Annotated in this window: 22 protein-coding genes and 1 tRNA gene; 14 read left to right on the forward strand and 9 right to left on the reverse strand. The window is 62.5% G+C overall.

The genetic code is table 11. The features are described 5' to 3' along the window. Positions 1 to 328 precede the first annotated feature (328 nt). The 9 genes from ACLHZ1_RS04835 (at position 329) to ACLHZ1_RS04875 (ending at position 9,383) form a co-directional block, all read left to right on the forward strand. Entirely contained in the window at positions 329 to 1,660 is a 1,332-nt protein-coding gene (locus tag ACLHZ1_RS04835; RefSeq protein ID WP_427261188.1) for a glutamine synthetase family protein, read from the forward strand. 61 nt (positions 1,661 to 1,721) lie between these two features. Beyond that, positions 1,722 to 3,080: an aspartate aminotransferase family protein gene (locus ACLHZ1_RS04840; RefSeq protein ID WP_427261189.1), complete on the forward strand. Its 1,359-nt coding sequence runs from the start codon at positions 1,722 to 1,724 to the stop codon at positions 3,078 to 3,080. Positions 3,081 to 3,133: 53 nt separating this feature from the next. Then, positions 3,134 to 4,231 (forward strand): polyamine ABC transporter substrate-binding protein, encoded by a 1,098-nt coding sequence (locus ACLHZ1_RS04845; protein WP_427261268.1) that lies wholly within the window; start codon positions 3,134 to 3,136, stop codon positions 4,229 to 4,231. Positions 4,232 to 4,362: 131 nt separating this feature from the next. After that, positions 4,363 to 5,433 carry a polyamine ABC transporter substrate-binding protein gene (locus ACLHZ1_RS04850; protein WP_427261269.1) on the forward strand — a complete coding sequence of 357 codons (1,071 nt, stop codon included), beginning with the start codon at positions 4,363 to 4,365 and terminating at the stop codon, positions 5,431 to 5,433. A 77-nt stretch (positions 5,434 to 5,510) separates the two neighbouring features. Continuing rightward, positions 5,511 to 6,665: a polyamine ABC transporter ATP-binding protein gene (gene potA, locus ACLHZ1_RS04855; RefSeq protein ID WP_427261190.1), complete on the forward strand. Its 1,155-nt coding sequence runs from the start codon at positions 5,511 to 5,513 to the stop codon at positions 6,663 to 6,665. After that, complete coding sequence (locus ACLHZ1_RS04860) at positions 6,662 to 7,567, forward strand: ABC transporter permease subunit (RefSeq protein ID WP_427261191.1); 906 nt, start codon at positions 6,662 to 6,664, stop codon at positions 7,565 to 7,567. Before potA ends, ACLHZ1_RS04860 begins: the two co-directional genes overlap by 4 nt. Beyond that, positions 7,564 to 8,406: an ABC transporter permease subunit gene (locus ACLHZ1_RS04865; protein ID WP_427261192.1), complete on the forward strand. Its 843-nt coding sequence runs from the start codon at positions 7,564 to 7,566 to the stop codon at positions 8,404 to 8,406. Before ACLHZ1_RS04860 ends, ACLHZ1_RS04865 begins: the two co-directional genes overlap by 4 nt. Positions 8,407 to 8,449: 43 nt before the next feature. Then, on the forward strand, positions 8,450 to 9,157 hold the full coding sequence (locus ACLHZ1_RS04870; protein WP_427261193.1) for an MOSC domain-containing protein: 708 nt from the start codon (positions 8,450 to 8,452) through the stop codon (positions 9,155 to 9,157). A gap of 149 nt (positions 9,158 to 9,306) precedes the next feature. Next, positions 9,307 to 9,383, forward strand: a tRNA-Pro gene (locus tag ACLHZ1_RS04875). Positions 9,384 to 9,615: 232 nt separating this feature from the next. On the opposite strand, the gene ACLHZ1_RS04880 is transcribed toward ACLHZ1_RS04875, so the two are convergent. Together ACLHZ1_RS04880 and ACLHZ1_RS04885 are read right to left on the reverse strand one after the other, a co-directional pair. Next, complete coding sequence (locus ACLHZ1_RS04880; RefSeq protein WP_408796073.1) at positions 9,616 to 10,143, reverse strand: hypothetical protein; 528 nt, start codon at positions 10,141 to 10,143, stop codon at positions 9,616 to 9,618. A gap of 123 nt (positions 10,144 to 10,266) precedes the next feature. Then, complete coding sequence (locus tag ACLHZ1_RS04885) at positions 10,267 to 10,731, reverse strand: thioesterase family protein (RefSeq protein WP_408796071.1); 465 nt, start codon at positions 10,729 to 10,731, stop codon at positions 10,267 to 10,269. Between the two features lie 124 nt (positions 10,732 to 10,855). Between ACLHZ1_RS04885 and recQ the strand changes: the two genes are divergently transcribed. Then, positions 10,856 to 12,691: an ATP-dependent DNA helicase RecQ gene (gene recQ, locus ACLHZ1_RS04890; protein ID WP_427261194.1), complete on the forward strand. Its 1,836-nt coding sequence runs from the start codon at positions 10,856 to 10,858 to the stop codon at positions 12,689 to 12,691. A gap of 38 nt (positions 12,692 to 12,729) precedes the next feature. Next, positions 12,730 to 12,834 carry an HRDC domain-containing protein gene (locus tag ACLHZ1_RS04895; protein WP_427261195.1) on the forward strand — a complete coding sequence of 35 codons (105 nt, stop codon included), beginning with the start codon at positions 12,730 to 12,732 and terminating at the stop codon, positions 12,832 to 12,834. 35 nt (positions 12,835 to 12,869) lie between these two features. On the opposite strand, the gene ACLHZ1_RS04900 is transcribed toward ACLHZ1_RS04895, so the two are convergent. Next, positions 12,870 to 13,172: a c-type cytochrome gene (locus ACLHZ1_RS04900; RefSeq protein WP_427261196.1), complete on the reverse strand. Its 303-nt coding sequence runs from the start codon at positions 13,170 to 13,172 to the stop codon at positions 12,870 to 12,872. A gap of 105 nt (positions 13,173 to 13,277) precedes the next feature. Between ACLHZ1_RS04900 and ACLHZ1_RS04905 the strand changes: the two genes are divergently transcribed. The 3 genes from ACLHZ1_RS04905 (at position 13,278) to ACLHZ1_RS04915 (ending at position 15,792) form a co-directional block, all read left to right on the forward strand. After that, the gene (locus ACLHZ1_RS04905; RefSeq protein WP_427261197.1) at positions 13,278 to 14,705 is read left to right on the forward strand and encodes a protein adenylyltransferase SelO; all 1,428 of its coding nucleotides are present in this window, start codon (positions 13,278 to 13,280) and stop codon (positions 14,703 to 14,705) included. A gap of 28 nt (positions 14,706 to 14,733) precedes the next feature. Beyond that, positions 14,734 to 15,027, forward strand: coding sequence for a DUF3630 family protein (locus tag ACLHZ1_RS04910; protein WP_427261198.1), 294 nt, complete (start codon positions 14,734 to 14,736; stop codon positions 15,025 to 15,027). A 93-nt stretch (positions 15,028 to 15,120) separates the two neighbouring features. Continuing rightward, complete coding sequence (locus ACLHZ1_RS04915) at positions 15,121 to 15,792, forward strand: 7-cyano-7-deazaguanine/7-aminomethyl-7-deazaguanine transporter (RefSeq protein ID WP_427261199.1); 672 nt, start codon at positions 15,121 to 15,123, stop codon at positions 15,790 to 15,792. A gap of 314 nt (positions 15,793 to 16,106) precedes the next feature. Here the strand turns inward: ACLHZ1_RS04915 and rraA are convergent, their stop codons facing one another. From rraA to ACLHZ1_RS04945, 6 genes are all read right to left on the reverse strand, one after another. After that, positions 16,107 to 16,592: a ribonuclease E activity regulator RraA gene (gene rraA, locus ACLHZ1_RS04920; RefSeq protein WP_041998003.1), complete on the reverse strand. Its 486-nt coding sequence runs from the start codon at positions 16,590 to 16,592 to the stop codon at positions 16,107 to 16,109. Positions 16,593 to 16,734: 142 nt separating this feature from the next. Beyond that, positions 16,735 to 18,135 (reverse strand): siroheme synthase CysG, encoded by a 1,401-nt coding sequence (gene cysG / locus ACLHZ1_RS04925; RefSeq protein WP_427261200.1) that lies wholly within the window; start codon positions 18,133 to 18,135, stop codon positions 16,735 to 16,737. Between the two features lie 12 nt (positions 18,136 to 18,147). Beyond that, positions 18,148 to 18,960, reverse strand: a complete 813-nt coding sequence (gene nirC / locus ACLHZ1_RS04930; RefSeq protein ID WP_427261201.1) for a nitrite transporter NirC — start codon at positions 18,958 to 18,960, stop codon at positions 18,148 to 18,150. Positions 18,961 to 19,068: 108 nt separating this feature from the next. Further along, positions 19,069 to 19,386, reverse strand: a complete 318-nt coding sequence (nirD, locus tag ACLHZ1_RS04935) for a nitrite reductase small subunit NirD (protein WP_042649184.1) — start codon at positions 19,384 to 19,386, stop codon at positions 19,069 to 19,071. 37 nt (positions 19,387 to 19,423) lie between these two features. After that, entirely contained in the window at positions 19,424 to 21,970 is a 2,547-nt protein-coding gene (nirB, locus tag ACLHZ1_RS04940) for a nitrite reductase large subunit NirB (RefSeq protein WP_427261202.1), read from the reverse strand. Positions 21,971 to 22,265: 295 nt separating this feature from the next. Continuing rightward, on the reverse strand, positions 22,266 to 23,354 hold the full coding sequence (locus ACLHZ1_RS04945; protein WP_139744704.1) for an ABC transporter permease: 1,089 nt from the start codon (positions 23,352 to 23,354) through the stop codon (positions 22,266 to 22,268). Between the last annotated feature and the right edge of the window lie 2 nt (positions 23,355 to 23,356).

A 23,356-nucleotide genomic window follows, 5' to 3' on the forward strand; every position in this document is an offset into this window, starting at 1 on the left:
AAACGCCGGCAAGCAAAGCGCAGTGCGCGAAGAGTGTGCGCCCTTGCAAATAATCGGCGGGGAGAAGACGGGTTCTGACTGAGGATGGCGGGCTGCGACGAGCCGCGTCGGCAGGGAGATGCGCCCCTGTCTGTTCGAGGCTGGGTGTTTAGTATTTTGTATCGATTTGGCCGTTATTCAGACAATGACTTGTGCTTTTTTAAACAGAGCACCTTGACAGGCGCCACAGCGGCGGGCTTTTATGGAGGCGGACATTACATATCTGCAACAGGGGTGTTCCATATATTAGACACCCCTGCCAATGGCAACCGTCAAGTCGGGGTTTAACATGGACAGTATCAAGGGTTGGATGGATGCCAACCGCATCACGGAAGTGGAGTGCCTGATCCCGGATTTCACCGGCAACGCCCGGGGAAAGATCATTCCGGCCAGCAAGTTTCTGCGTGAGGGGGGCATGCGCCTGCCCGAAGTCATCTTCATCCAGACCGTCACCGGCGACTACCCGGACGACGACAGCATGATAGATCCGCTGGAGCGGGACATGCACCTCTTCCCCGACCCCAACACCATTCGCTTCGTGCCCTGGGCGCTGGAACCCACCGCCCAGGTGATCCACGACTGCTTCGACACCAGCGGCAACCTGATCGACATAGCGCCGCGCTCCGTGCTGCGCCGGGTGCTCTCCTGCTTCGACAAGCAGGGCTGGAAGCCGGTGGTGGCCCCCGAACTGGAGTTCTACCTGGTCAAGCGCAACGAGGATGCCGACTATCCCCTGGTGCCGCCCATCGGCCGCAACGGCCGCCCGGAGACGGCGCGCCAGTCGTTCAGCATCGATGCGGTCAACGAGTTCGACCCCATCTTCGAAGACATGTACGACTACTGCGAGGCCCAGAATCTGGAGGTGGACACCCTGGTGCACGAGTCCGGCGCCGCCCAGATGGAGATCAACTTCCTGCACGGGGACGCCATCGATCTCGCCGATCAGGTGTTCCTGTTCAAGCGCACCATGCGCGAGGCCGCCCATCGTCACGGCATCTACGCCACCTTCATGGCCAAGCCCATGAGCGACGAGCCGGGCTCCGCCATGCACATCCATCAGAGCCTGGTGGATGGAGACGGGCGCAACCTGTTTGGCACCGAGGATGGTGGCCACACCGAACTCTTCCTGCATTTCATCGCCGGCTTGCAGAAATACACCCCGGCGGTGACGGCCCTGCTGGCGCCGAACGTCAACTCCTATCGTCGTCTCACCTTCGGCGAGAGCGCCCCGCGCAACGTGCAATGGGGGGTGGAGAACCGCACCTGCGGCCTGCGGGTGCCCTATTCGGATGCCAACGCGCGCCGGGTCGAGAACCGCTTCGCCGGGGCCGACGCCAACCCTTATCTGGCCCTGGCCGCCACCCTGGCCTGCGGCTATCTCGGCATTCAGGAGCGGTTGCAGCCCCTGCCCGAGATGAAGACCAGCGCCTATGACCTGCCCTACAGCCTGCCCCGTACCCTGGAGGAGGCCCTGAGCCATCTGGAACAGTGCGAGCCCATCAAGGAGATGCTGGGGGAGCGTTTCGTCCAGGCTTTCGTCGCGGTCAAGCGCAAGGAGTACGAGACCTACTTCGGGGTGATCAGCCGCTGGGAGCGAGAGTTCCTGCTGCTGAACGTCTGACCCTGCTTTGGGGGAGGCCACGGCTTCCCCTGCTCATATCGAAGGAACCGAGGAGCAATTCATGTCCAATACCAGGGAGTGGCAGCAACAGGATGCCAGCCACCATCTACACCCCTTCACCCATTTCCAGGCCCTGAACCAGAAGGGCAGCCGCATCATCACGGGGGCGCAGGGGGTCTATCTCGAAGACTCCGAAGGGCGCAGGATCCTCGACGGCATGGCAGGCCTGTGGTGCGTCAACCTGGGGTATGGCCGCCAGGAGCTGGTGGACGCCGCCACCCGCCAGATGCAGCAGCTGCCCTATTACAACCTCTTCTTCCAGACCAGCCACCCGCCCGCGGCGCAGCTCGCCACCCTGCTGGCCGAGGTGACACCGGCCCATCTCAACCATGTCTTCTTCACCGGATCGGGCTCGGAGTGCAACGACACCGTACTGCGCATGGTGCGCCATTACTGGGCCTGCCAGGGGCAGCCGGACAAGCAGGTGATCATCAGCCGCCACAACGCCTATCACGGCTCGACGGTGGCGGGGGCCAGCCTGGGGGGCATGAAGGGGATGCATGCCCAGGGCGGCTTGCCGATCCCGGGCATAGAGCACATCGACCAGCCCTATCACTTCGGTGAGGGCCAGGGGATGAGTCCCCACGAATTCGGGCTGGCGCGAGCCCGCCAGCTGGAGGAGAAGATCCTGGCGCTGGGGGTGGACAAGGTGGCGGCCTTCATCGGCGAACCCATCCAGGGTGCTGGCGGCGTCATCATTCCGCCCGACAGCTACTGGCCCGAGATCCAGCGCATCTGTGACCAGTACGGCATCCTGCTCATCGCCGACGAGGTGATCTGCGGTTTCGGCCGCACCGGCCACTGGTTTGCCAGCGAAGGGTTTGGCATCAAACCGGATCTCATGTGTCTGGCCAAGGGGATCACCTCCGGCTATCTGCCGATGGGGGCCGTCATGGTGGGTGACAGGGTCGCCGAGGTGCTGATCGAGCAGGGTGGGGAGTTCAATCACGGCTTCACCTACTCCGGCCATCCGGTCGCCTGCGCCGTGGCCATCGCCAACATTACCCTTATGCAAAACGAGAGCATAGTTAAGCGAGTGCATGATAATATCGGCCCCTATTTGCAGCGGCGCTGGCGCGAGTTGGCCGGTCATCCCATCGTCGGGGAAACCCGGGGCAAGGGCTTGGTTGCCGCGCTGGAAATAGTGCAGGACAAGCAGACGAACACCCGCTTCCCGGCCTCGGCCAATGCGGGGATGACATGTCGAGAGTTCTGCTTTAACAATGGCTTGGTGATGAGGGCAGTCGGCGATACCATGATCATATCGCCCCCCTTGGTCATCACCGAGGAACAGGTTGATGAGTTGATCGATCTGGCCAGGCGCAGTCTGGATCTGACGGCGCAAACGCTGGCAGGCTAGCTTGCCTCTGGCCAGATGGTCGTGCGCATACATTTGCTTAGGAGACAAGGATGATGTCTTTCAAAACGGGAATGCTGGCCGCGTCCATGGCGCTGGGGATGTTCAGTGCCGGGGCCATGGCCGATGACAAGGTTCTGCACGTCTATAACTGGAGCGACTATATCGCGCCGGATACGCTGGAGAACTTCCAGAAGGAGGCGGGCATCAAGGTGGTCTATGACGTCTTCGACAGTAACGAAGTGCTGGAAGCCAAGTTGCTGGCGGGCAGTTCGGGTTATGACATAGTGGTGCCGTCCAACCCCTTCCTGGCCAAGCAAATCAAGGCGGGTGTGTTCCAGAAGCTGGACAAGGCCAAGCTGCCGAACTGGCAGCACCTGGATACCTCCCTGCTCAAGGCGCTCGAGCCGAGCGATCCGGGCAACCAGTACTCCATTCCCTACCTGTGGGGCACCATCGGCTATGCCTACAACATCGACAAGGTGAAGGCGGCCCTGGGGGCGGATGCGCCGGTGGACTCCTGGGATCTGGTGTTCAAGCCCGAGAACATGGCCAAGCTGAAAGAGTGCGGCGTCTCCTTCCTGGATTCACCGACCGAGATGCTGCCGGCTGCCCTGAAATACCTGGGCTTCAAGCCAGACAGCCAGGATCCGAAGGAGCTGAAGCAGGCCGAGGCGTTGTTCCTCTCCATTCGCCCCTATACCGCCTACTTCCACTCCTCCAAGTACATCTCGGATCTGGCCAACGGCAACATCTGCGTGGCCGTCGGCTACTCGGGTGACCTGCAGCAGTCCAAGGCGCGGGCGGTGGAAGCCAACAACGGCGTGAATCTGACCTACACCATCCCGAAAGAGGGGGCGGGCAGCTTCTTCGACATGATCGCCATCCCGGCGGATGCCAAGAACACCGAGGCTGCTCACACCTTCATCAACTACCTGATGAAGCCGGAAGTGATCGCCAACATCACCAACTTTGTGCAGTTCCCGAACGGCAACAAGGCGGCGACGGCACTGGTGGACGAGGCTATCCGCACCGATCCGGGCATCTACCCGAGTGACGAGACCCTGGCGAAGATCTACACCTTCCCGGATCTGCCGGCCAAGGTACAGCGCGTGATGACCCGCAGCTGGACCAAGATCAAGTCCGGCAAGTAACCGCAATGCCCCTCCCGGTCCGCCGTTTGGCCGGGAGGGTACCCACGGGAGTGGGCAGACATAGACGCCGTATGGATGCGGAATCTCAATTTCCAAGGACATAAAGGAGTTAAGACGTGCATATTTCCAAGATGATAACCATGACCCTGACGCTGGGGTTGGCAAACGCGGCACTGGCCCAGCCTGTGGTGCATTTTTACAACTGGTCTGACTATATCGGTGAGACCACCCTCAGTGACTTCCAGAAGGCGACCGGCATCGATACCGTCTATGACGTGTTCGATTCCAACGAGACCCTGGAAGGCAAGCTGCTGACAGGGCGCACCGGTTACGACCTGGTGGTGCCGTCCAACAACTTTCTCGCCAAGCAGATCAAGGCGGGGGCTTTCCAGAAGCTGGACAAGTCCCAGTTGCCCAATATGGTCAACCTGGAGCCGACCCTGATGCGTCAGCTCGACAAGGCGGATCCGGGCAACCAGTATGCGATCCCTTATCTGTGGGGCACCAATGGCATCGGCTATAACGTCGACAAGATCAAGGACGTGCTGGGGGTCGACAAGATAGACTCATGGGCCTTCCTGTTCGAACCGGAGAACATGAAGAAGCTGACCCAGTGCGGGGTGGCCTTCCTGGACTCGGCCGACGAGATGATCCCGGCCGTGCTCAACTACCTGGGCAAGGATGCCAACAGCCATGATCCCGCCGACATCAAGCTGGCGGAACAGAAGCTGCTGGCGGTCAGGCCCTATGTCACCTACTTCCACTCCTCCAAGTACATCTCGGATCTGGCCAACGGCAACATCTGTGTCGCCGCCGGCTTCTCGGGAGACGTGCTGCAGGCGGCCTCCCGGGCCGAGGAAGCGGGCAAGGGGATCCAGATCGCCTACAGCATTCCCAAGGAAGGGGGCAACCTCTGGTTCGATATGCTGGCGATCCCGAGCGATGCCAGCAATGTGAAGGAGGCCCATGCCCTGATCAACTATCTGCTCACCCCGGAGGCGATCGCCAAGGTGAGCGATTATGTGGGCTACGCCAACCCCAATGCCAAGGCGGGACCCTTCATGGATGAGAGCGTGCGTGACAATCCGTCCGTGTACCCGCCCCAGGCGGTGCTGGAGCGGCTCTATGTGCAGGAGGCACATCCCCGCGCCATACAGCGGCTGATGACCCGGAGCTGGACAAAAATCAAGTCCGGCACTTAACCATGGCGCCCGTCCGGGCGCCAATTGCTTTTTGGATCGACCCTCTGGTCACTATTTCAAGTCGGGAGTGAGTGGTAATGGCAATAGCCTCCAGTGCCTATAAGAAAGCCCTCGAGGGCAGCCAGCAACCCAAGGAGGTGCTGGTAAAAATTGACAGGATCAGCAAGCAGTTCGATGAGACCCTGGCGGTCGACAACGTCTCGCTGACCATCAACAAGGGGGAGATCTTCGCTCTGCTCGGCGGATCGGGTTCCGGCAAATCCACCCTGCTGCGGATGCTGGCCGGCTTCGAGCGCCCGACCGAGGGACGGCTCTTTCTCGATGGGGTCGACATCACCGACATGCCGCCCTATGAGCGCCCCATCAACATGATGTTCCAGTCCTACGCCCTGTTCCCTCACATGACGGTGGCCCAGAACATCGCCTTCGGCCTCAAGCAGGATGGCCTGGCCAAGGCGGAGATCGACGCCCGGGTGGAGGAGATGCTCAAGCTGGTACAGATGAACCAGTACGCCAAACGCAAACCGCACCAGCTCTCCGGCGGCCAACGCCAGCGGGTGGCCCTGGCCCGCTCCCTGGCCAAGCGTCCCAAGCTGCTGCTGCTGGACGAACCCATGGGGGCGCTGGACAAGAAGCTGCGCTCCCAGATGCAGCTGGAGCTGGTCGAGATCATCGAGCGGGTCGGGGTGACCTGTGTCATGGTGACCCACGATCAGGAAGAGGCCATGACCATGGCCGAGCGCATCGCCATCATGCACCTGGGCTGCATCGAGCAGATCGGCAGCCCCATGGACATCTACGAGACCCCGGCCAGCCGCCTGGTGTGCGAATTCATCGGCAACGTCAACCTGTTTGACGGTCTGCTGGTGGAGGATGAGCAGGACCATGCCACCATCGCTTGCGCCGATCTGGAGCAGCCCATCTACGTGGGCCACGGCATCAGCTCCCGGGCCGAGAACAAGAAGGTGACCTACGCCCTGCGTCCCGAGAAGCTGCTGATGAGCACCCAGAAACCGGCCGATCTCGAGCATCCCGACTTCAACTGGACCAAGGGGCTGGTCTACGACATCGCCTATCTCGGTGGTCACTCCGTTTATCACATCCAGTTGCCCTCGGGCAAAATCGTGCAGGCCTTCATCGCCAATGCCGAACGCCACGGCAAGCGGCCAACCTGGGATGATCAGGTGTTCCTCTACTGGGAAGATGACAGCGGCGTGGTGCTGCAATCATGATGGCATTGAGACGACTGAAGCGATTGGGGGGGCGCCGGTTGGTGATTGGCATCCCCTTCTTCTGGCTGTTCCTCTTCTTCCTGCTGCCCTTCATCATAGTGGTGAAGATCAGCTTCGCCGAAGCGGACGTGGCCATACCGCCCTACACGGATGTGGTGAGCTGGGCCGATGATCAGCTCACCATCTTGCTCAACCTGGGCAACTATGTGCTGCTCGGCGACGATGAGCTCTACCTGGCCGCCTATCTGGGCTCCCTCAAGATGGCCTTCTTCAGCACCCTCATCTGCCTGCTGATCGGCTATCCCATGGCCTATGCCATCGCCCGGGCCAACAAGGAGAACCAGACGGTCCTGCTGTTGCTGATCATGATGCCGACCTGGACCGCCATCCTGATCCGGGTCTACGCCTGGATGGGCATTCTCAGCAACAACGGGCTGCTCAACGGCTTCCTGCTGAGCATGGGGCTGATCGACGAGCCGTTGCAGATCCTCAACACCAACCTGGCGGTCTATATCGGTGTGGTCTACTCCTATCTGCCCTTCATGATCCTGCCGCTCTACGCCAACCTGGTGAAGCATGACATGAGCCTGCTGGAGGCGGCCTCCGATCTGGGATCCAGCAACATCAACAGCTTCTGGAGGATAACGGTTCCCCTCTCCAAGAACGGCATCATCGCTGGCTGCATGCTGGTGTTCATCCCGGTGGTGGGCGAGTTCGTCATCCCCGAACTGCTGGGAGGCCCCGAGACCCTGATGATCGGCAAGGTGATGTGGCAGGAGTTCTTCAACAACCGCGACTGGCCGGTGGCCTCTGCCCTGGCGGTGGTGATGCTGGCGGTGCTGATCGTCCCCATCATTCTCTTTAACCGCAACCAGGCCAAAGAGCTGGAGGGCAAGGCATGAAACGCATCAATTTTCCCAGCCTGATGCTGGTGGTGGGTCTGCTGTTTATCTACCTGCCCATGGTCATCATGGTGATCTACTCCTTCAACGCCTCCAAGCTGGTGACCGTCTGGGGGGGCTGGTCGCTGAAGTGGTATTTCGGCCTGCTCGACAACACCCAGCTGATGACGGCCGTGATGCGCTCCCTGGAGATCGCCTTCTACACCGCCATCGCCGCCGTGGCACTGGGGACGGTCGCCGCCTTCGTGCTGACCCGGATCCCGAATTTCAAGGGTCGCACCCTGTTTGGCGGCATGGTCACCGCCCCTCTGGTGATGCCGGAGGTGATCACGGGTCTGTCGCTGCTGCTGCTGTTCGTGGCCATGGCCCAGCTGGTGGGCTGGCCCGCCGAGCGAGGCATGATGACCATCTGGATCGCCCATACCACCTTCTGCACCGCCTATGTGGCCGTGGTGGTATCGGCGCGGTTGCGGGAGCTGGATCTCTCCATCGAGGAGGCGGCCATGGATCTGGGGGCCAAGCCGTGGAAGGTGTTCTTCCTGATCACCATCCCCATGATAGCCCCCTCCCTGGCGGCGGGCGGCATGATGTCCTTCGCCCTGTCGCTGGATGATCTGGTGCTGGCGAGCTTTGTCTCAGGCCCCGGTTCCACCACGCTGCCGATGGAGGTGTTCTCCGCGGTGCGTCTGGGGGTCAAGCCCGAGATCAACGCGGTGGCCAGCCTCATCCTGCTGTCGGTGTCGCTGTTCACCTTCACCAGCTGGTTCTTGATGGCCCGCGCCGAGAAGCGGCGCCGGGCGGAAATCTCCCAGATGCTGCAGATGCAGTCGGTGACCTGAGTCTGATAATATCCGCATTCTCTCGTCAATCAGGAGGATGAGAATGCGGATATCCCTCTTTCGCGGCCATGGCTCGGAGCTGGCCCCGACCCTCACCAGCGCCATCCACAAGTCCATCATCACGGATCCCGTTTTCTGCTCCTTTTTGGGGCTGGACGGAGACGAGCAGAGCGACCAACGCCACCACGGCGGCATCGAACGCGCCCTGCACTATTACCCTGCGGAACACTATCTCTGGTGGCAGACCTGGCAGCAGGCCATGGCGCTGCCCGAACCCGCCATCGCCTGGCAGCCGGCCGCCTTTGGCGAGAACCTGTCCGGTCTCGGCCTGACCGAGGAACAGGCCTGCATCGGCGATGTCTACCGGCTTGGCGAGGCGCTGATCCAGATCAGCCAGCCAAGATCCCCCTGTTTCAAACTCAATCTGCGCTTTGGCTATGGCCAGCTATCCCAGGTGATGCAGCTCAGCGGTCGCTGTGGCTGGCTGCTGCGGGTGCTGGAGGAGGGCAGGGTGGCGCCCGATGCCGATCTGACCCTGGTCGATCGTCCCTATCCTGGCTTGAGTGTGAAACGCTGTGCCGACATCCTGTTCAACGGGGTGCGCAACGAAGACGATCTGCTGCTGCTGACCGACACCCAGGCCCTGTCGCCGGGCTGGCGGCAGCATGCGGCCCACTGGCTGGAGCACGGCCGGGTGGCGGATTGGAGCCGCCGACTGCTGGGGCCGGCCGAGTTCCGTCTGCCGCAATGAGGCAGCGCCAAGTTGCGGAGCGGACAGGTTTTTCCCCTCAATGGCCAGGATCGCCCAATAGTTGAGCGAATGGCGCTTTTTTTGCGGCTTAACTGAAAAAAGACTTGTGCCGAGTGCGGGGTTTAGGTAAATTCTCGCCCCGCAGACATCGGTGTGTAGCGCAGCTTGGTAGCGCACTTCGTTCGGGACGAAGGGGTCGGAGGTTCGAATCCTCTCACACCGACCATATTAGAAAAGGCCGCTCAACAGAGCGGCCTTTTCGCATTCAGACATCCGGCGCGGCCCGGTTCTGGGTCGCCGTCTGCTTCCTTTGTAGGCGGGGCGGCTAGCCACAAAAAAGCGGGCCACCGCTCGGTGGCCCTGGGTGAGATCTGTTGCTGATCCCGTGATCTTTCAGATTGTCACTAGCTCGCTATGGGTCTTGTCTATGGTGCCCTCCTTGCGCGCCGGGCGCTCTCTCAGATATGCCAATGACTGTGCTGCAACGCCTTGAAGCTATGTTGTGGTTGCAGAGCCGCGTGTTTGGGATACTCGTTGATGAACTGTTCAATACCCTCCATCAAGCGTAACCGCAAGGAAGAGACGGGCTCGTGCCAGGCTTGCAGACAGAGGTAGCCAGGGATCAGCAAGGCCTGGTATTGCTCCTTGAGATCGTCGGGCCAAGGCTCGATATCGGAACTGGGGTGCAACAGGTAGTGAGCGGCAGGGGCGCGGGCATAGATGAACTGAATATGGGCCAAATCGCGTTGGCACAGCGTTTGACTGCCGATATGGCAAGTCAGATAGCGTCCTGTGTTCAGATCCAAGAAGTGACCACGTTGCCGGCAGGCGATGATGCGGTACCAGGGCAGTTGAGCGTCCGGGGCATAACCCTCGAGCTCCTGTTCAAGCCAGTGACGACATTCGGGTGTCTGCACCTCGTTGCGCATGGATTCAAGTTGCTGCAACAAGACACTGGGTGAAGCGACCGCCAGACTCGCACTCATCAATCTCTCTCCCTATCTGCATCACAATCCCGACCTCCAGTATGGACCGGATGATGGCGAGGGGGTAATTAATCCAATGATTAAAGATTGATTAAAAGCTCGGTTTTTATGCAGTCTCGGCGTTTAGCCCACCAGGTAGGTGCCGGTACCGAAGGCGATGTGGGTGCCCGCTTCGTTGTGCAGCTCCATGCGGGCGACGGCCACCTTGCTGCCGGCGCGGATGATGTGGGCGGTGGCGATGAACTCGCTGCCGCGGCCGGGTCGCAGGTAGTCGACCCTGAGGTCTATGGTGCCGAGGCGGGAGAAGCGCTCCTTGAGGTAGCTGGGGGAGAACTCCTCCAGCTCGTCGATGCAGGAGGCGGCGACTATCATGCCCCCCGCCACGTCCAGCAGCGTGGCGGTCACGCCGCCGTGCAGTATGCGGTGAAAGGGGTTGCCGACCAGCTTGTCATCCATCTTGATGCGCAGCTCGACCCTGTCGAAATCGTAGTGGGTCACCTCCATGCCGATCAGCTTGTTGAACGGCATCCGTTCGGCAAACAGGTTGGCAATGCCACTGAGCGCCATCTTCTTCATCATCTGCTTCATCGATCCATCCCTGGTCAAGCCGAGTAAAAACTCCAACCAGTCTGCAACACATTGTTAACAGTCGCAATGGCAGGTTTATTGTGGGCGGCGGCTGCTTTAGAATGGCGACCCCAAAGGAGAGCCCATGACCGTCATCGCCGACACCTTGCCCGACCCTCAGCCAGAGAATCCCCTTGCCCTGCTGCAGGCGGTGTTCGGCTATCAGCAGTTTCGGCCGGGTCAGCTGGAGATCATCGAACAGATAGTGGCGGGGCGCGATGGCCTGGTGCTCAAGCCGACCGGCGGCGGCAAATCCCTCTGCTACCAGATCCCGGCCCTGTTGCGACCCGGTCTGGGGGTGGTGGTCTCCCCTCTCATCTCCCTGATGAAGGATCAGGTCGATACCCTGCGGGCCAACGGGGTGGCGGCGGCCTACATCAACTCGGCCCTGAGCCGGGAGGAGCTGATCCAGCACTTTGCCGCCATGCGCCGGGGCGAGATCAAGATTGTCTATGTCTCCCCCGAGCGGCTGCTGCAACACGAGTTCATGGACAGGCTGGCCGAGCAGCCCCTCGGCCTGTTTGCCATCGACGAGGCCCACTGCGTCTCCCAATGGGGTCATGATTTTCGCCCCGAATATGCGGCCCTGGGCCGGCTCAAGCAGTGGTTCCCCCAGGTGCCCGTGGTGGCCCTCACCGCCACCGCCGACGAGGCAACCCGGCGCGATATCCTGCATCGCCTCGAGCTGCAGGATCCCTTCGTCCACACCGCCAGCTTCGACCGACCCAATATCCGCTATAGCCTGGTGGAGAAGTTCAAGGCGGCGGAGCAGCTGCTGCGCTATGTCCAGGGCCAGAAGGGCAACTGCGGCATCGTCTATTGCTCCAGCCGCAACCGGGTGGAGGAGGTGGCCGAGCGCCTGGTTCGCCACGGCAGCAAGGCGGCTCCGTACCATGCCGGTCTGCCCCTCGAGCAGCGCCAGCGTACCCAGGAAGATTTCCTCAAGGATGACGTCGAGATAGTGGTGGCGACGGTGGCGTTCGGCATGGGGATAGACAAGCCCAACGTGCGCTTCGTGGTGCACTATGACGTGCCCAAGAATATCGAATCCTACTACCAGGAGACGGGCCGGGCCGGGCGCGACGGTACCCCGGCCGAGGCGCTGCTGCTCTATGATCCCGCCGACATCGGCCGGGTGCGCCGCCTGCTCGACAACATCGAAAACCCCCAGCAGCTGCAGGTGGAGCAGTACAAGCTCAACGTGATGGCGGCCTTCGCCGAGGCGCAGACCTGCCGCCGCCAGGTGCTGCTCAACTACTTCGGCGAGTACAACGACAAGCCGTGCGGCAACTGCGACATCTGCCTGGATCCCCCCAAGAGCTATGACGGCACCGAAGACGCCCAGAAGGCGCTCTCCTGCGTCTGGCGGGTGGGGCAGGCCTTCGGGGTAGGCTATGTGGTGGAAGTGCTGCGCGGGTCGCTGAACCAGCGTATCAAGGACCACGGCCACGACAAGCTGTCCACCTATGGCATCGGCAAGGATCAGAGCCACGAATACTGGATGAGCGTCATTCGTCAGCTGATCCACAAGGGGCTGCTGACCCAGAACATCACCCGCAATCTGGTGTTGCAGCTGACGGAGGCGTCCCGCCCCGTGCTGCGCGGCGAGGTGACGCTGGCCCTGGCGGTGCCGCGCCTGCAGCCTATCTCCAGCCGCAAGGAGAAGCGCAGCGGCCTGTTGGACAACGCCAACTACGACAAGCGGCTGTTCAAGGAGCTGCGGGCCCTGCGCAAGCAGATCGCCGAGGAGGAGGAGGTGCCTCCCTATGTGGTGTTCAACGACGCCACCCTGGTGGAGATGGCCCAGCTGATGCCCATGACCGAGGCTGAAATGCTGGCAGTCAACGGCGTCGGCCAGCGCAAGCTGGAGCGTTTTGGCGAAGCCTTTATGGATCTGATCATCGACTACTACCGCCGCTAGGGGGTCAGTTGGGGATGGTTGGGTCAAGAGGAATGCCGATGACACAGAGCGAGCTGCAGGCCCTCGCTGGCGTCGGCCAGCGCAAGCTGAAGCGTTTCGGCGAAGCCTTTATGGATCTGATCATCGACGGCTGCCGTCGGTAGGAAGAGTCAGTGCGCCCGGCAGTCGGGCGCACGCTTCACTTCAAGCTGGCGTAATAGGCCGCCAGATTCTCCATGTCCGCCTCGTTCAGCATCGCCATGAAGGGGACCATCAGCGGTTCCTGACGGCTGCCATCCTTGAAGGCCTTCAGTTGCTTGAGCAGATAGGCCGAGTGCTGGCCGGCCAGATGGGGATAGACGGGGACGCTGGCCCTGCCATCCGCCCCGTGACAGGCGGCGCAGACCGCCGCCTTGGCCTTGCCCGCCTCGATATCGGCCGCCCTGGCATGCTGCCCCCACGCCAGTGCCAGCAAGGGCAGGGCATATACCCATCTTTGCATCTTCTTCTCCTTGATATGAAATAGAACCATCGCCCGTTAGCCGGAACCGGCCGACGGCGGTATAACAGAGTGACACGAGCATACGCAGGGACGAATCGCACCACCATGAAGCTGATCAATAGTTTTGCCACCGAATTGCCCTGGGCCTGCGAGCCGGTGGCGCCCCAGCCCCTGGCCAACGCCCGCCTGCTGCACCTCAACCGCCCGTTGCTCGGCGAACTGGGGCTTGACGAGGTGAGCGATGAACAGTGGCTGGCCTGCTGCGGCCAGGCCAGGCCCCTGCCGGGCATGCAGCCGGTGGCCCAGGTCTATGCGGGCCATCAGTTCGGCGGCTACAGCCCGCGCCTGGGAGATGGCCGCGCCCTGCTGCTGGCAGAGCAGCAGGGCCCCGATGGCCAGCGCTGGGATCTGCACCTGAAAGGGGCGGGCAAGACGCCGTTCTCCCGCTTCGGCGACGGCCGCGCCGTGCTGAGATCCAGCATTCGCGAATACCTGGCCTCCGAGGCGCTCCATGCCCTCGGCATCCCCACCACCCGCGCCCTGGTGCTGGTGGGCAGCGACGAGCCCGTCTATCGCGAGACGGTGGAGACGGGGGCGACCGTGCTGCGCACCGCGCCGAGCCACCTGCGCTTCGGCCAGTTCGAATACTTCGCCTGGAGCGGCCAGGGGGAGAAGATCCCCTTGCTGATCGACTATCTGCTGCGCCACCACTTCCCCGAACTGGAGAGTGGCGCCGAGCTGTTTGCCGAGGTGGTGCGCCGCACCGCGCGGCTCATCGCCAAGTGGCAGGCGGCCGGGTTTACCCATGGGGTGATGAACACGGACAACATGTCCATTCTGGGGCTGACCCTGGATTACGGCCCTTACGGCTTCATCGACGGTTACGAGCCCGATTTCGTCTGCAACCATACCGACAGCGGTGGCCGCTATGCCCTCAGCCAGCAGCCGGCCGTGGGCTACTGGAATCTGCAGAAGCTGGCCCAGGCCCTGGCGGATCATGTGGACGGGGAGGCCCTGGCAGCGGCCCTCGGCCAGTACGAGCATCAGCTGATGCTGCACTACTCCGAGCTGATGCGCGCCAGGCTGGGGCTGCTGACCTGGGAGGACGAGGATCCCGCCCTGTTCCGTCAGATGTTCCAGCAGCTGGCGGCGGGCAAGATTGATTACCACCTCTTCCTGCGTCGCCTCGCCCTGGTCGAGGCGAGTGGGCCCTGGCCTGTCTCCCTGCTGGCGTTGCTGCCGGATGCCGCCTCCTGGCAGGGCTGGCTCGACGCCTATCGGGCGCGCCTGGCCCGGGAGGGGAGCGAGGATGCGGCCCGCAAGGGGCGGATGAATGCCGTCAATCCCAAGTACGTGCTGCGCAATGCCCTGGCCCGGCAGGTGATCGAGGCCGCCGAGGGGGGCGACATGGCGCCGTTTGAGCGGCTTTATGCGGCGTTGCAGCATCCCTATGACGATCAGCCCGAGTTCGAGGCGTTCGCCACCCCGCATCCTGACTGGTATCTGGGGGAAGCACTCTCATGCAGCAGCTGAGCCCGGGGCGGACAAGAGGAGGAGAGCCATGTCAGTGCACTGGCAGGTGACGGGCAGGGATGAGGAGGCCGGCATACTGCTGCTGGGCCATCCTGCTCTGGATTGGGACAGCTTCCCCGTCCTGGCACAGGAGTTGCTGGCCGAGTGGGAACTGATCCCCTTGCAGCGGGACAGCGGCGCCGATCGCCACTGTTGGCAGCTGGCGTTCGAGGCGTGCCGCCTCTGGCTGCACTTCGAGCATCACAGCGACTGCTGGCTGAGTGCCGACGACGAGGAGGGGAGGGCGACCCTGAGCTGGTTGGCCAGACAGCACAAGGATTGAACTATGGCGTTGGGGGCGTATAATGCCGCCCCTCAATTAGCGCCATGGTGGCGCTATGGGTTCCCTAACCCCATTAACCAAAAAGGTCACAATATGAATCTGACCCCTGCTCAGCACCAGACGGCGCTGACGCGCCTCGCCTTGTTCCACATCCTGATCATCGCCAGCAGCAACTATCTGGTGCAGCTGCCGATCACCCTCTTTGGCTTTCACACCACCTGGGGGGCGTTCAGTTTCCCCTTCATCTTCCTGGCGACCGATCTGACGGTACGGATATTCGGCCCGGACCTGGCCCGCGCCATCATCCGCAGGGTGATGCTGCCGGCGCTGGCGGTCTCCTATGTGCTCTCGGTGCTGTTCTTCGAGGGCAGCTATCAGGGGATGGGTCAGCTGGCGGAGTTCAACCTCTTCGTTGCCCGGATAGCGTTGGCCAGCTTTATGGCCTATCTGGTGGGCCAGTTCATGGACGTGGTGGTGTTCAACCGGCTGCGGCAGCGCGGGGCCTGGTGGGTGGCACCGGCCGCCTCGACCCTGATCGGCAACCTGGTCGATACCCTGGCCTTCTTCAGCATCGCCTTCTGGCGCAGCACGGATCCCTTTATGGCCGAGCACTGGGTCGAGATAGCGACCGTGGACTATGTCTTCAAGCTGCTGATAAGCCTCGGCCTGTTCGTGCCCCTCTATGGCGTCCTGTTGCGCTATCTCAGTCGCAAGCTGGTGGGCCCTGCCCATGGGGAGGGGTTGTCGGCAACCTCCGGCATCTGATCGTCGACTGACGACTCAGGCATGGATATTGACCACCCCCAGGGTGGTCAATTTTTTTGCAAGATTGGAAAATAAGAGTTGCCAATTTAAATGAGAATGATTATTGTTAACTTGCGTTCCGGGATAGGCCCCATTCGTTCCAACATGGTGACTTCTTGTGAAAGCACGACATTGCTCACATTGCTTCCAGTTATAGGGCCAGTATTTCTGGCCCTCTTTTTTTGCCCCACTTTTGCTGTTTCTCCCTCTTTTTCCGCCGTCTTCCCATAAAAAATGGGAGCCAGCGGCTCCCATCTCTTCCGGCCGGACAAGGCCTATTCGATATCCAGCGGATCCGGGGAGAGGATCACCCCAGTGGTATCTGCGTAGAGGTGGTCATCCGGCAGGAAGGTGACGCCGCCGAAGTTGACCGGCAGATCCGTTTCACCCACTTCCTTGCGATCGGCACCGACCGGGATGGCGGCCAGGGCCTGGATGCCGATATCCAGATCTTCCAGCACGTCCACCTCGCGCACGCAGCCGTAGCAGACGATCCCTTCCCACTCGTTTTCCGCCGCCGTGGTGGCGATTTCGCCGTCGATCAGCGCCCGGCGCATGGAGCCGCCGCCATCGATCAGCAGCACGCGGCCGACGCCGTTTTCCTTGACCATCTCACGGATCAGGCCGTTGGATTCGAAGCATTTGACCGTGGTGATGACACCACCGAAGGAGGCGCGTCCGCCGAAGGAGCAGAGCATGGGCTCGAGTACATCGACCATGTCCTGATAGATGTCGCAAAGTTCTGAAGTGTTGTATTCCATTGTGTCAGTCCACCGCTGGAAACAGGTGGATCCAGTATAAGGACTGAGCCTGGCATTTCAATGAATATTCCTTGAACAACAAGTGGCTGGCGCGCACGCCACCCGGATGCTGGCGCCGCGCCTTGCCTCTATCGAGGCCTCATCAGGCCGATGCCCTCCGCCCCGGGGCCACTTCCCCAAACCAGGCGAGCTGGTCGGCCAGGGTCACCACCGAGCCCACCATGATGAGGGCCGGGCTCTCGACGCCTTGCGCCAGCGCGGGCAGCTCATCGAGGGTGCCGCGAATGACCCGCTGGCTGGGCTGGGTGCCGCGCTCGATGAGGGCCACCGGGGTGTCGCCCCCCTTGCCGTGGGCCATCAGTTGCTCGCGGATAGTGGCGCAAGAGGAAAGCCCCATATAGAACACCAGTGTCTGTTTGTCTCTGGCCAGCAGCGGCCAGTCGAGATCCTGGGCGCCCCCCTTGCCGTGGGCGGTGACGAAGCGCACGCTCTGGGCGTGATCGCGGTGGGTCAGGGGAATGCCGGCATACGCCGCGCAGCCGCTGGCCGCGGTGATCCCCGGCACCACCTGAAAGCCGATGCCGCTGCCGACCAGCGTCTCCAGCTCCTCGCCGCCCCGGCCGAAGATGAAGGGGTCGCCACCCTTGAGGCGCACCACTCGCTGCCCCTTCTTCGCCTCGTCCAGCAAGAGCTGGTTGATCCCCTCCTGCGGCACGCAGTGGTTGCCCGCCTGCTTGCCGACGAAGATACGCCTGGCATCCCGGCGCACCAGCGCCATCACCTCATCCGAGACCAGCCGGTCATAGACCACCACGTCCGCCTGCTGCATCTGGCGCAGGGCGTGCAGGGTGAGCAGGCCGGGATCGCCGGGGCCAGCCCCGACCAGGATCACTTCCCCCTTGGCACCGGCATCCTCGGCAAACAGAGCGTCGGCCAGCTGGTTGGCCGATGCCTTGTCACCCCGTGCCAGCGCCTGACCGAGGCGGTCGGCGCCAAGCAGCCGCTCCCAGAACTGGCGCCGCTCCCCCATGGTGGCGAAGCGGGCCTTGACCCTGTCTCTCAGGCCGCCGGCAAAGGCCGCCACGGCGCCGAGATGCTGGGGCAGCAGGGCCTCCAGCTTCTCCCGCAGCAAACGAGCCAGCACCGGGGCCTTGCCGCCGGAGGAGATGGCCACCATCAGCGGCGAGCGGTCGATGATCGACGGCATGATGAAGCTGGAGCGCTTGGGGTCATCCACCACGTTGGCAAAGATCCGCGCCTGATTGGCACTCTGGTAGATCAGGGCGTTCACCTCGCGCCGATCGGTGGCGGCCACCACCAGCCACTTGCCCGCCAGTTGTTCCGGCACAAATTCACCGGCCAGCCACTCGATGCTGCCGTCGGCAGCCAGTTCCGCCAGCTCGGGAGCGAGCTCGGGCGCCACTACTGTGAGCTGGGCACCGGCATCCAGCAGCAGGCGCGCCTTGCGCTCAGCCACCTCGCCGCCACCGACCAGCAGCACGGGTTTGTTGTCGAGTCGGCAAAAGATGGGCAAGTAGTCCATGGGGCCTCCTGATCAGGCGGTTTGGGTCTGGCTGGCTGTGGTGCTGGCGTCGCTTACCGCGACCGGGCGCTCAGCCTTGGGGGTGGCATACCAGTAGCCGAGGCCCATGAAGAGGGCGCCGGAGACTGTGTTGCCGAGGGTCACCCACAGCAGGTTGTGGCCTATGCCCCCCAGGGTGTAGGCCTCGGAATGGGCGCCGAACCAGGAGAGGGCGAACAGGGTCATGTTGGCGACCGAGTGCTCGTAGCCGGAGGCGATGAAGGCCAGCAGGCACCACCAGATGGCGATGAACTTGGCGGCACCCTCGGTGCGCAGCGCCATCCAGATGGCGAGGCAGACCAGCCAGTTGCACAGCACACCCTTCATGAACAGGGTCAACGCCGGTGCCTGGGTCTTGGCCAGCGCCACCTTGTGCGCCAGGCTGCCCGCGTCCGGCAGCAGGCTGCCACCGTAGGAGTAGATGAGCGCCACCGCGATGGAGCCGAGCAGGTTGCCGGCCCAGGTCTGGGGCAGGATGCGCAGCAGGTCGCTCATGGCTATCTTGCCCGCTTTCACCCCGAAGGTGAGGAACATGGTGTGGCCGGTGAACAGCTCGGAGCCGGCGATGATGACCAGGGTCAGGGCGATGCCGAAGGTGGCCCCCATCACCAACGGACGGATGGCCGGATCCACCAGGTTGCCCAGGGTGAAGATGAGGATGATGCCAAGGCCTACATAGGCCCCCGCCATGGCGGAGCTGAGCCAGAAGCCCAGCTTGTCACTGCGCTCGAAGCGGTTGATGCGGGCCGCGTTGGCGGCGCACTTGTTGATGGTTTCCGTATACATCTTTTGAGTCCTTGAAAGGGCTGCCCATGGGCAGCCCGGGCATTTTTTACCCCCTCCCTGCCTCCCCCTTGTTAAGGGGGAGGTGTTTTTTTGGGGTGGGGTCTGATGTTAGACTGCGACCCAGACCTGCTGGTCGCGTACTTCAACGGGATAGCTTTGCACCGACATGGCGGCGTTCTCGAGGCAGTGGCCGTCGCGCAGACGGAAGTGCTGCTTCTTGAGGGGGCTGGCGACCCAGAGCTCACCCTCGTGTTCACCTATGATGCCGCGCGACAGCACGTTGGCGGCGAAGAAGGGATCCCGGTTGTCGATGGCGAACACCTCGGCCGCCGCGCTCGGGCGGAACAGGGCGATCTGGCGGCCCTCAAGGAGGGCACAAACACCGGTTCCCGGCATGATGTCGTTGAGTTGGCAGGCAAGTTTCATCGCTTAATCTCCACGTCGAGTTGGCAGTTAAGTTTCATCATTTGGTTTCCACCTCGATCTGGTAGACGGGGATGCGCTCGGCCGGGGTCGCCGGTCTGTGCTGGTCGCGCTCGCTGACGAACTGGATGTCCGGGTCGCGCTTGTCGCTGTTGATGAAGTGGCTGAAGCGCTTGAGCGCCTCCTCTTCACTGAGGGTGCGCGACCATTCGCACTCGTAGCTGTCGATGAGAGTCTGGATATCGCGCTCCAGCGTGTCGGCCAGCCCCAGCTTGTCGTCGACGATCACCTCGCGCAGGTAGTCGACGCCCCCTTCCAGATTGCCGAGCCAGACCGAGGTGCGCTGCAGTTTGTCGGCGCTGGTGACGTAGAACATCATAAAACGGTCTATCAACCGGACTAACGTCTCGCGGTCCAGGTCGGAGGCCAGCAGATCGGCGTGGCGCGGCTTCATGCCGCCGTTGCCGCCCACATAGAGGTTCCAGCCCGCGTCCGTGGCTATGATGCCGACGTCCTTGCCCTGGGCTTCCGCACATTCGCGGGTACAGCCGGAGACCCCGAACTTCATCTTGTGCGGGGTGCGGATGCCCTTGTAGCGATTCTCGAGGAAGACCCCGAGGCCGACGCTGTCCTGCACGCCGAAGCGGCACCAGGTGCTGCCGACACAGGTCTTGGCCATGCGCAGCGCCTTGGCGTAGGCCTGACCGGTCTCGAAACCGGCCGCCAGCAATTTCCGCCAGATGGCGGGCAGGTCATCCTTCTGGGCACCGAACAGGCCGATGCGCTGGGCACCGGTGATCTTGGTGTAGAGCTTGTAGTCGCGGGCCACTTCGGCCACCGCCAGCAAGCCTTCCGGGGTCACCTCGCCACCGGCCATGCGCGGGATGACGGAGTAGCTGCCGTCTTTTTGCATGTTGCCGAGGAAGATGTCGTTGGTGTCCTGCAGCTGGGTATTGAGCGGGCTCAGCACATAGCCGTTCCAGCAGGAGGCGAGGATGGAGCCGACCGTGGGCTTGCACACCTCGCAGCCATGGCCGTGTCCGTGCTTGGCCAGCAGCTCGTCGAAGCTCTTGATCCCCTCCACCTTGACCAGGTGGAACAGCTCCTGACGGGAATGGGGGAAGTGGGCGCAGAGGTGGTTGTTGACCTCTATGCCCTGCTTCACCAGCTCGGCGTTGAGCACCTGGCTGATGAGCGGCACGCAGCCGCCACAGCCGGTACCGGCCTTGGTGTGCTGCTTGATGGCGGCGAGCGTGGTGTGGCCCTCGGCCACCGCCTGGGCGATGTCGCCCTTGGAGACGTCGAAGCAGGAGCAGATCTGGGCGGTGGACGGCAGGGCATCCACCCCCAGGGTCGGTTTGGCACCGGCGTAGGCGGGCAGGATCAGGGTATCCGGGTGGCTCGGCAGCGGCAGGGCGTTGAGCATCATCTGCAGCAGGTTGCCGTAGTCATCCACGTCACCCACCAGCACGGCGCCGAGCAGGCGGCTGTTGTCTTCGCTCACCACTATCTTCTTGTAGACCCCGGCCTGATCGTCCTGGAACACATAGCTGTGGCTGCCGGGGGGGCGGCCGTGGGCATCGCCGATGGAGCCGACGGAGACGCCGAGCAGCTTGAGCTTGGCGCTCATGTCCGCCCCTTCGAAGCGGCTGTCGCCACCGAGCAGGTGGTCGACGGTGATCTGGGCCATCTTGTAGCCGGGCGCCACCAGGCCGAAGAAGCGACCCTGCCAGGCGGCACACTCGCCGATGGCATAGATGTCGGGATCCGAGGTGAGGCAGTGATCATCGATCAGCACGCCGCCGCGCTCGGCGATGGCCAGTTCGCTATAACGACCCAGGGTGTCTTGCGGGCGTATGCCGGTGGAGAAGACAACCACATCCACGTCAAGGGCGCTGCCATCTGCGAAGGCGAGGCGGTGTTTCGCCTGCTCACCGCCGTGCATCAGGATTTGGCTGGTGCTCTTGCTGGTGTGTACCTGCACCCCCATGGACTCTATCTTGCGGCGCAGCAGCTGGCCGCCCTGACCGTCGAGCTGCTCGGCCATCAGTACCGGAGCGAACTCCACCACATGGGTCTCGAGGCCCAGCGCCTTGAGGGCGCCAGCGGCTTCGAGGCCAAGCAGGCCGCCCCCGATCACCACCCCGCTCTTGCCGCTCCTGGCGGCGCTGCGGATGGCTTTCAGATCTTCGATGGTGCGATAGACGAAGCACTCGTGGTGCTGGCTGCCCTGGATGGGTGGCACCCAGGGGTAGGAGCCGGTGGCCAGCACCAGCTTGTCATAGCCGACCACAGTGCCCTTGTTGGAGTGCACCTCGCGGGCCGCCCTGTCGATTTTTTTCACCGCTTCGCCGAGCAGCAACCGGATGCCGTGCTTCTCGTAGAAACCGGGTTTGACGAGGGAGAGATCTTCGCTGGTGTGGTGGGAGAAGTAGGAGGAGAGATGGACACGATCGTAGGCGGGACGCGGTTCTGCACCGAAGACGGTGATCTCGAACCGGTCCGGATCGGATCGCTCGATCAACTCTTCGATGAAGCGGTGCCCCACCATGCCGTTGCCGATGACGGCCAGCCTGACTTTGCTCATGATTGCCTCTGATTTGGAGTAATAAAACATCATTTTGAAGCTAGGCTACCCAGTCGGCGGGGGCGGTCGATTGATGCAAATCAAGTGTCTATTTATATATCTCGTTAGGGGTAATTTCGATGCAATTCAATACTATATAAAAATAGGTATACCAGTTGATGATTTCTGCACTGGTCTGGGGCGAGGTATGGCGAAGAGAAAGGGCGGTTTACTGAGCGCAGGACAGTGAAAAGGCCTGCCCAAAAAAGACCGGTCTCGTGCTGGCGAGACCGGCATCGGCGAACAAGGGGGCGGTTCAGGCGATATGGCGGCGGAACATGGCCAGCGCCAGGGACAGGGAGACACCGGCGATGGCGAGCAGGGGCCAGAGCAGGGGCCAGGCCGCCGACCAGCCGAGATCCTTGAGGAAGACCCCCTTGAGCAACAGGATGAAGTGACTGAGGGGATCCACGGCCGCCAGCCACTGGAACAACAGCGGCATGTTCTCGATGGGGGAGACATAGCCGGAGAGGATCACCGCCGGCACCATGAAGGAGAAGACCCCGAGAAACGCCTGCTGCTGGGTCGAACAGAGGGACGAGACGAAGAGCCCTATCCCCGCCAGCGCCAAACCGTAGCAGACCATGCCCGCCATCAGCAGCGTAGTGCTGCCGCCAAACGGCACCTGATAGAGGAAGCGGGCCGCCAACGCGACTATGGTGCCCTGGCCCACCGCCACCAGAATGCCTGGCACTGCCTTGCCCGCCATGATCCAGCCCGCGGTGAGGGGGGAGACCAGCAGCTGATCGAAGGTGCCCTCTTCCCGCTCCCGCGCCACCGACAGGGCCGTGACGATGAGGCAGCCTATGGTGGTGATGATGGCCACCAGGGAGGGCAGTATGTGCCAGCTGAACTCGATGTTGGGGTTGTAGAGGTGGCGCACCGTGAGCTCCGGCAGCCCCTTGCCCTCGCTCTGCCAGCGGGCGATCACCTGATTGATGTAGCCCGCCGCCACCTGACCCCCGTTGGAGCGGCGCCCGTCGATGATCAACTGCACCTTGGCGGTGTCGCCGCGCGCCAGGCGGCGGGAGAAATCCTGCGGGATGATGAGACCGATCAGGGCCTGCTGCCCAGTGATGGCATCTGTCATCCCAGCCTCGCCCGCCACCGGCATCACAGTGGTGAAGGCGGGCATGTGGGTGAGGCGCTCGATGAGCTCCCGGCTCTGCGCCCCCCCATCCTGGTCGTAGATGGCCAGGGTGTTGCCGGTCACCTCCAGGGTGGCGGCGAAGGGGAAGAGGGCCGTTTGCAGCAGCACCGGCATGATGAGCAGGAAGCGCCCCTGGGTATTACCCATCAGGGCCTGCAACTCTTTTCGGATCAGCCACCAGAGTCGGATCAGCATGT

It is taken from the genome of Aeromonas sobria (assembly GCF_050266975.1).
GTDB classification, from domain to species: Bacteria; Pseudomonadota; Gammaproteobacteria; order Enterobacterales; family Aeromonadaceae; genus Aeromonas; species Aeromonas sobria_B.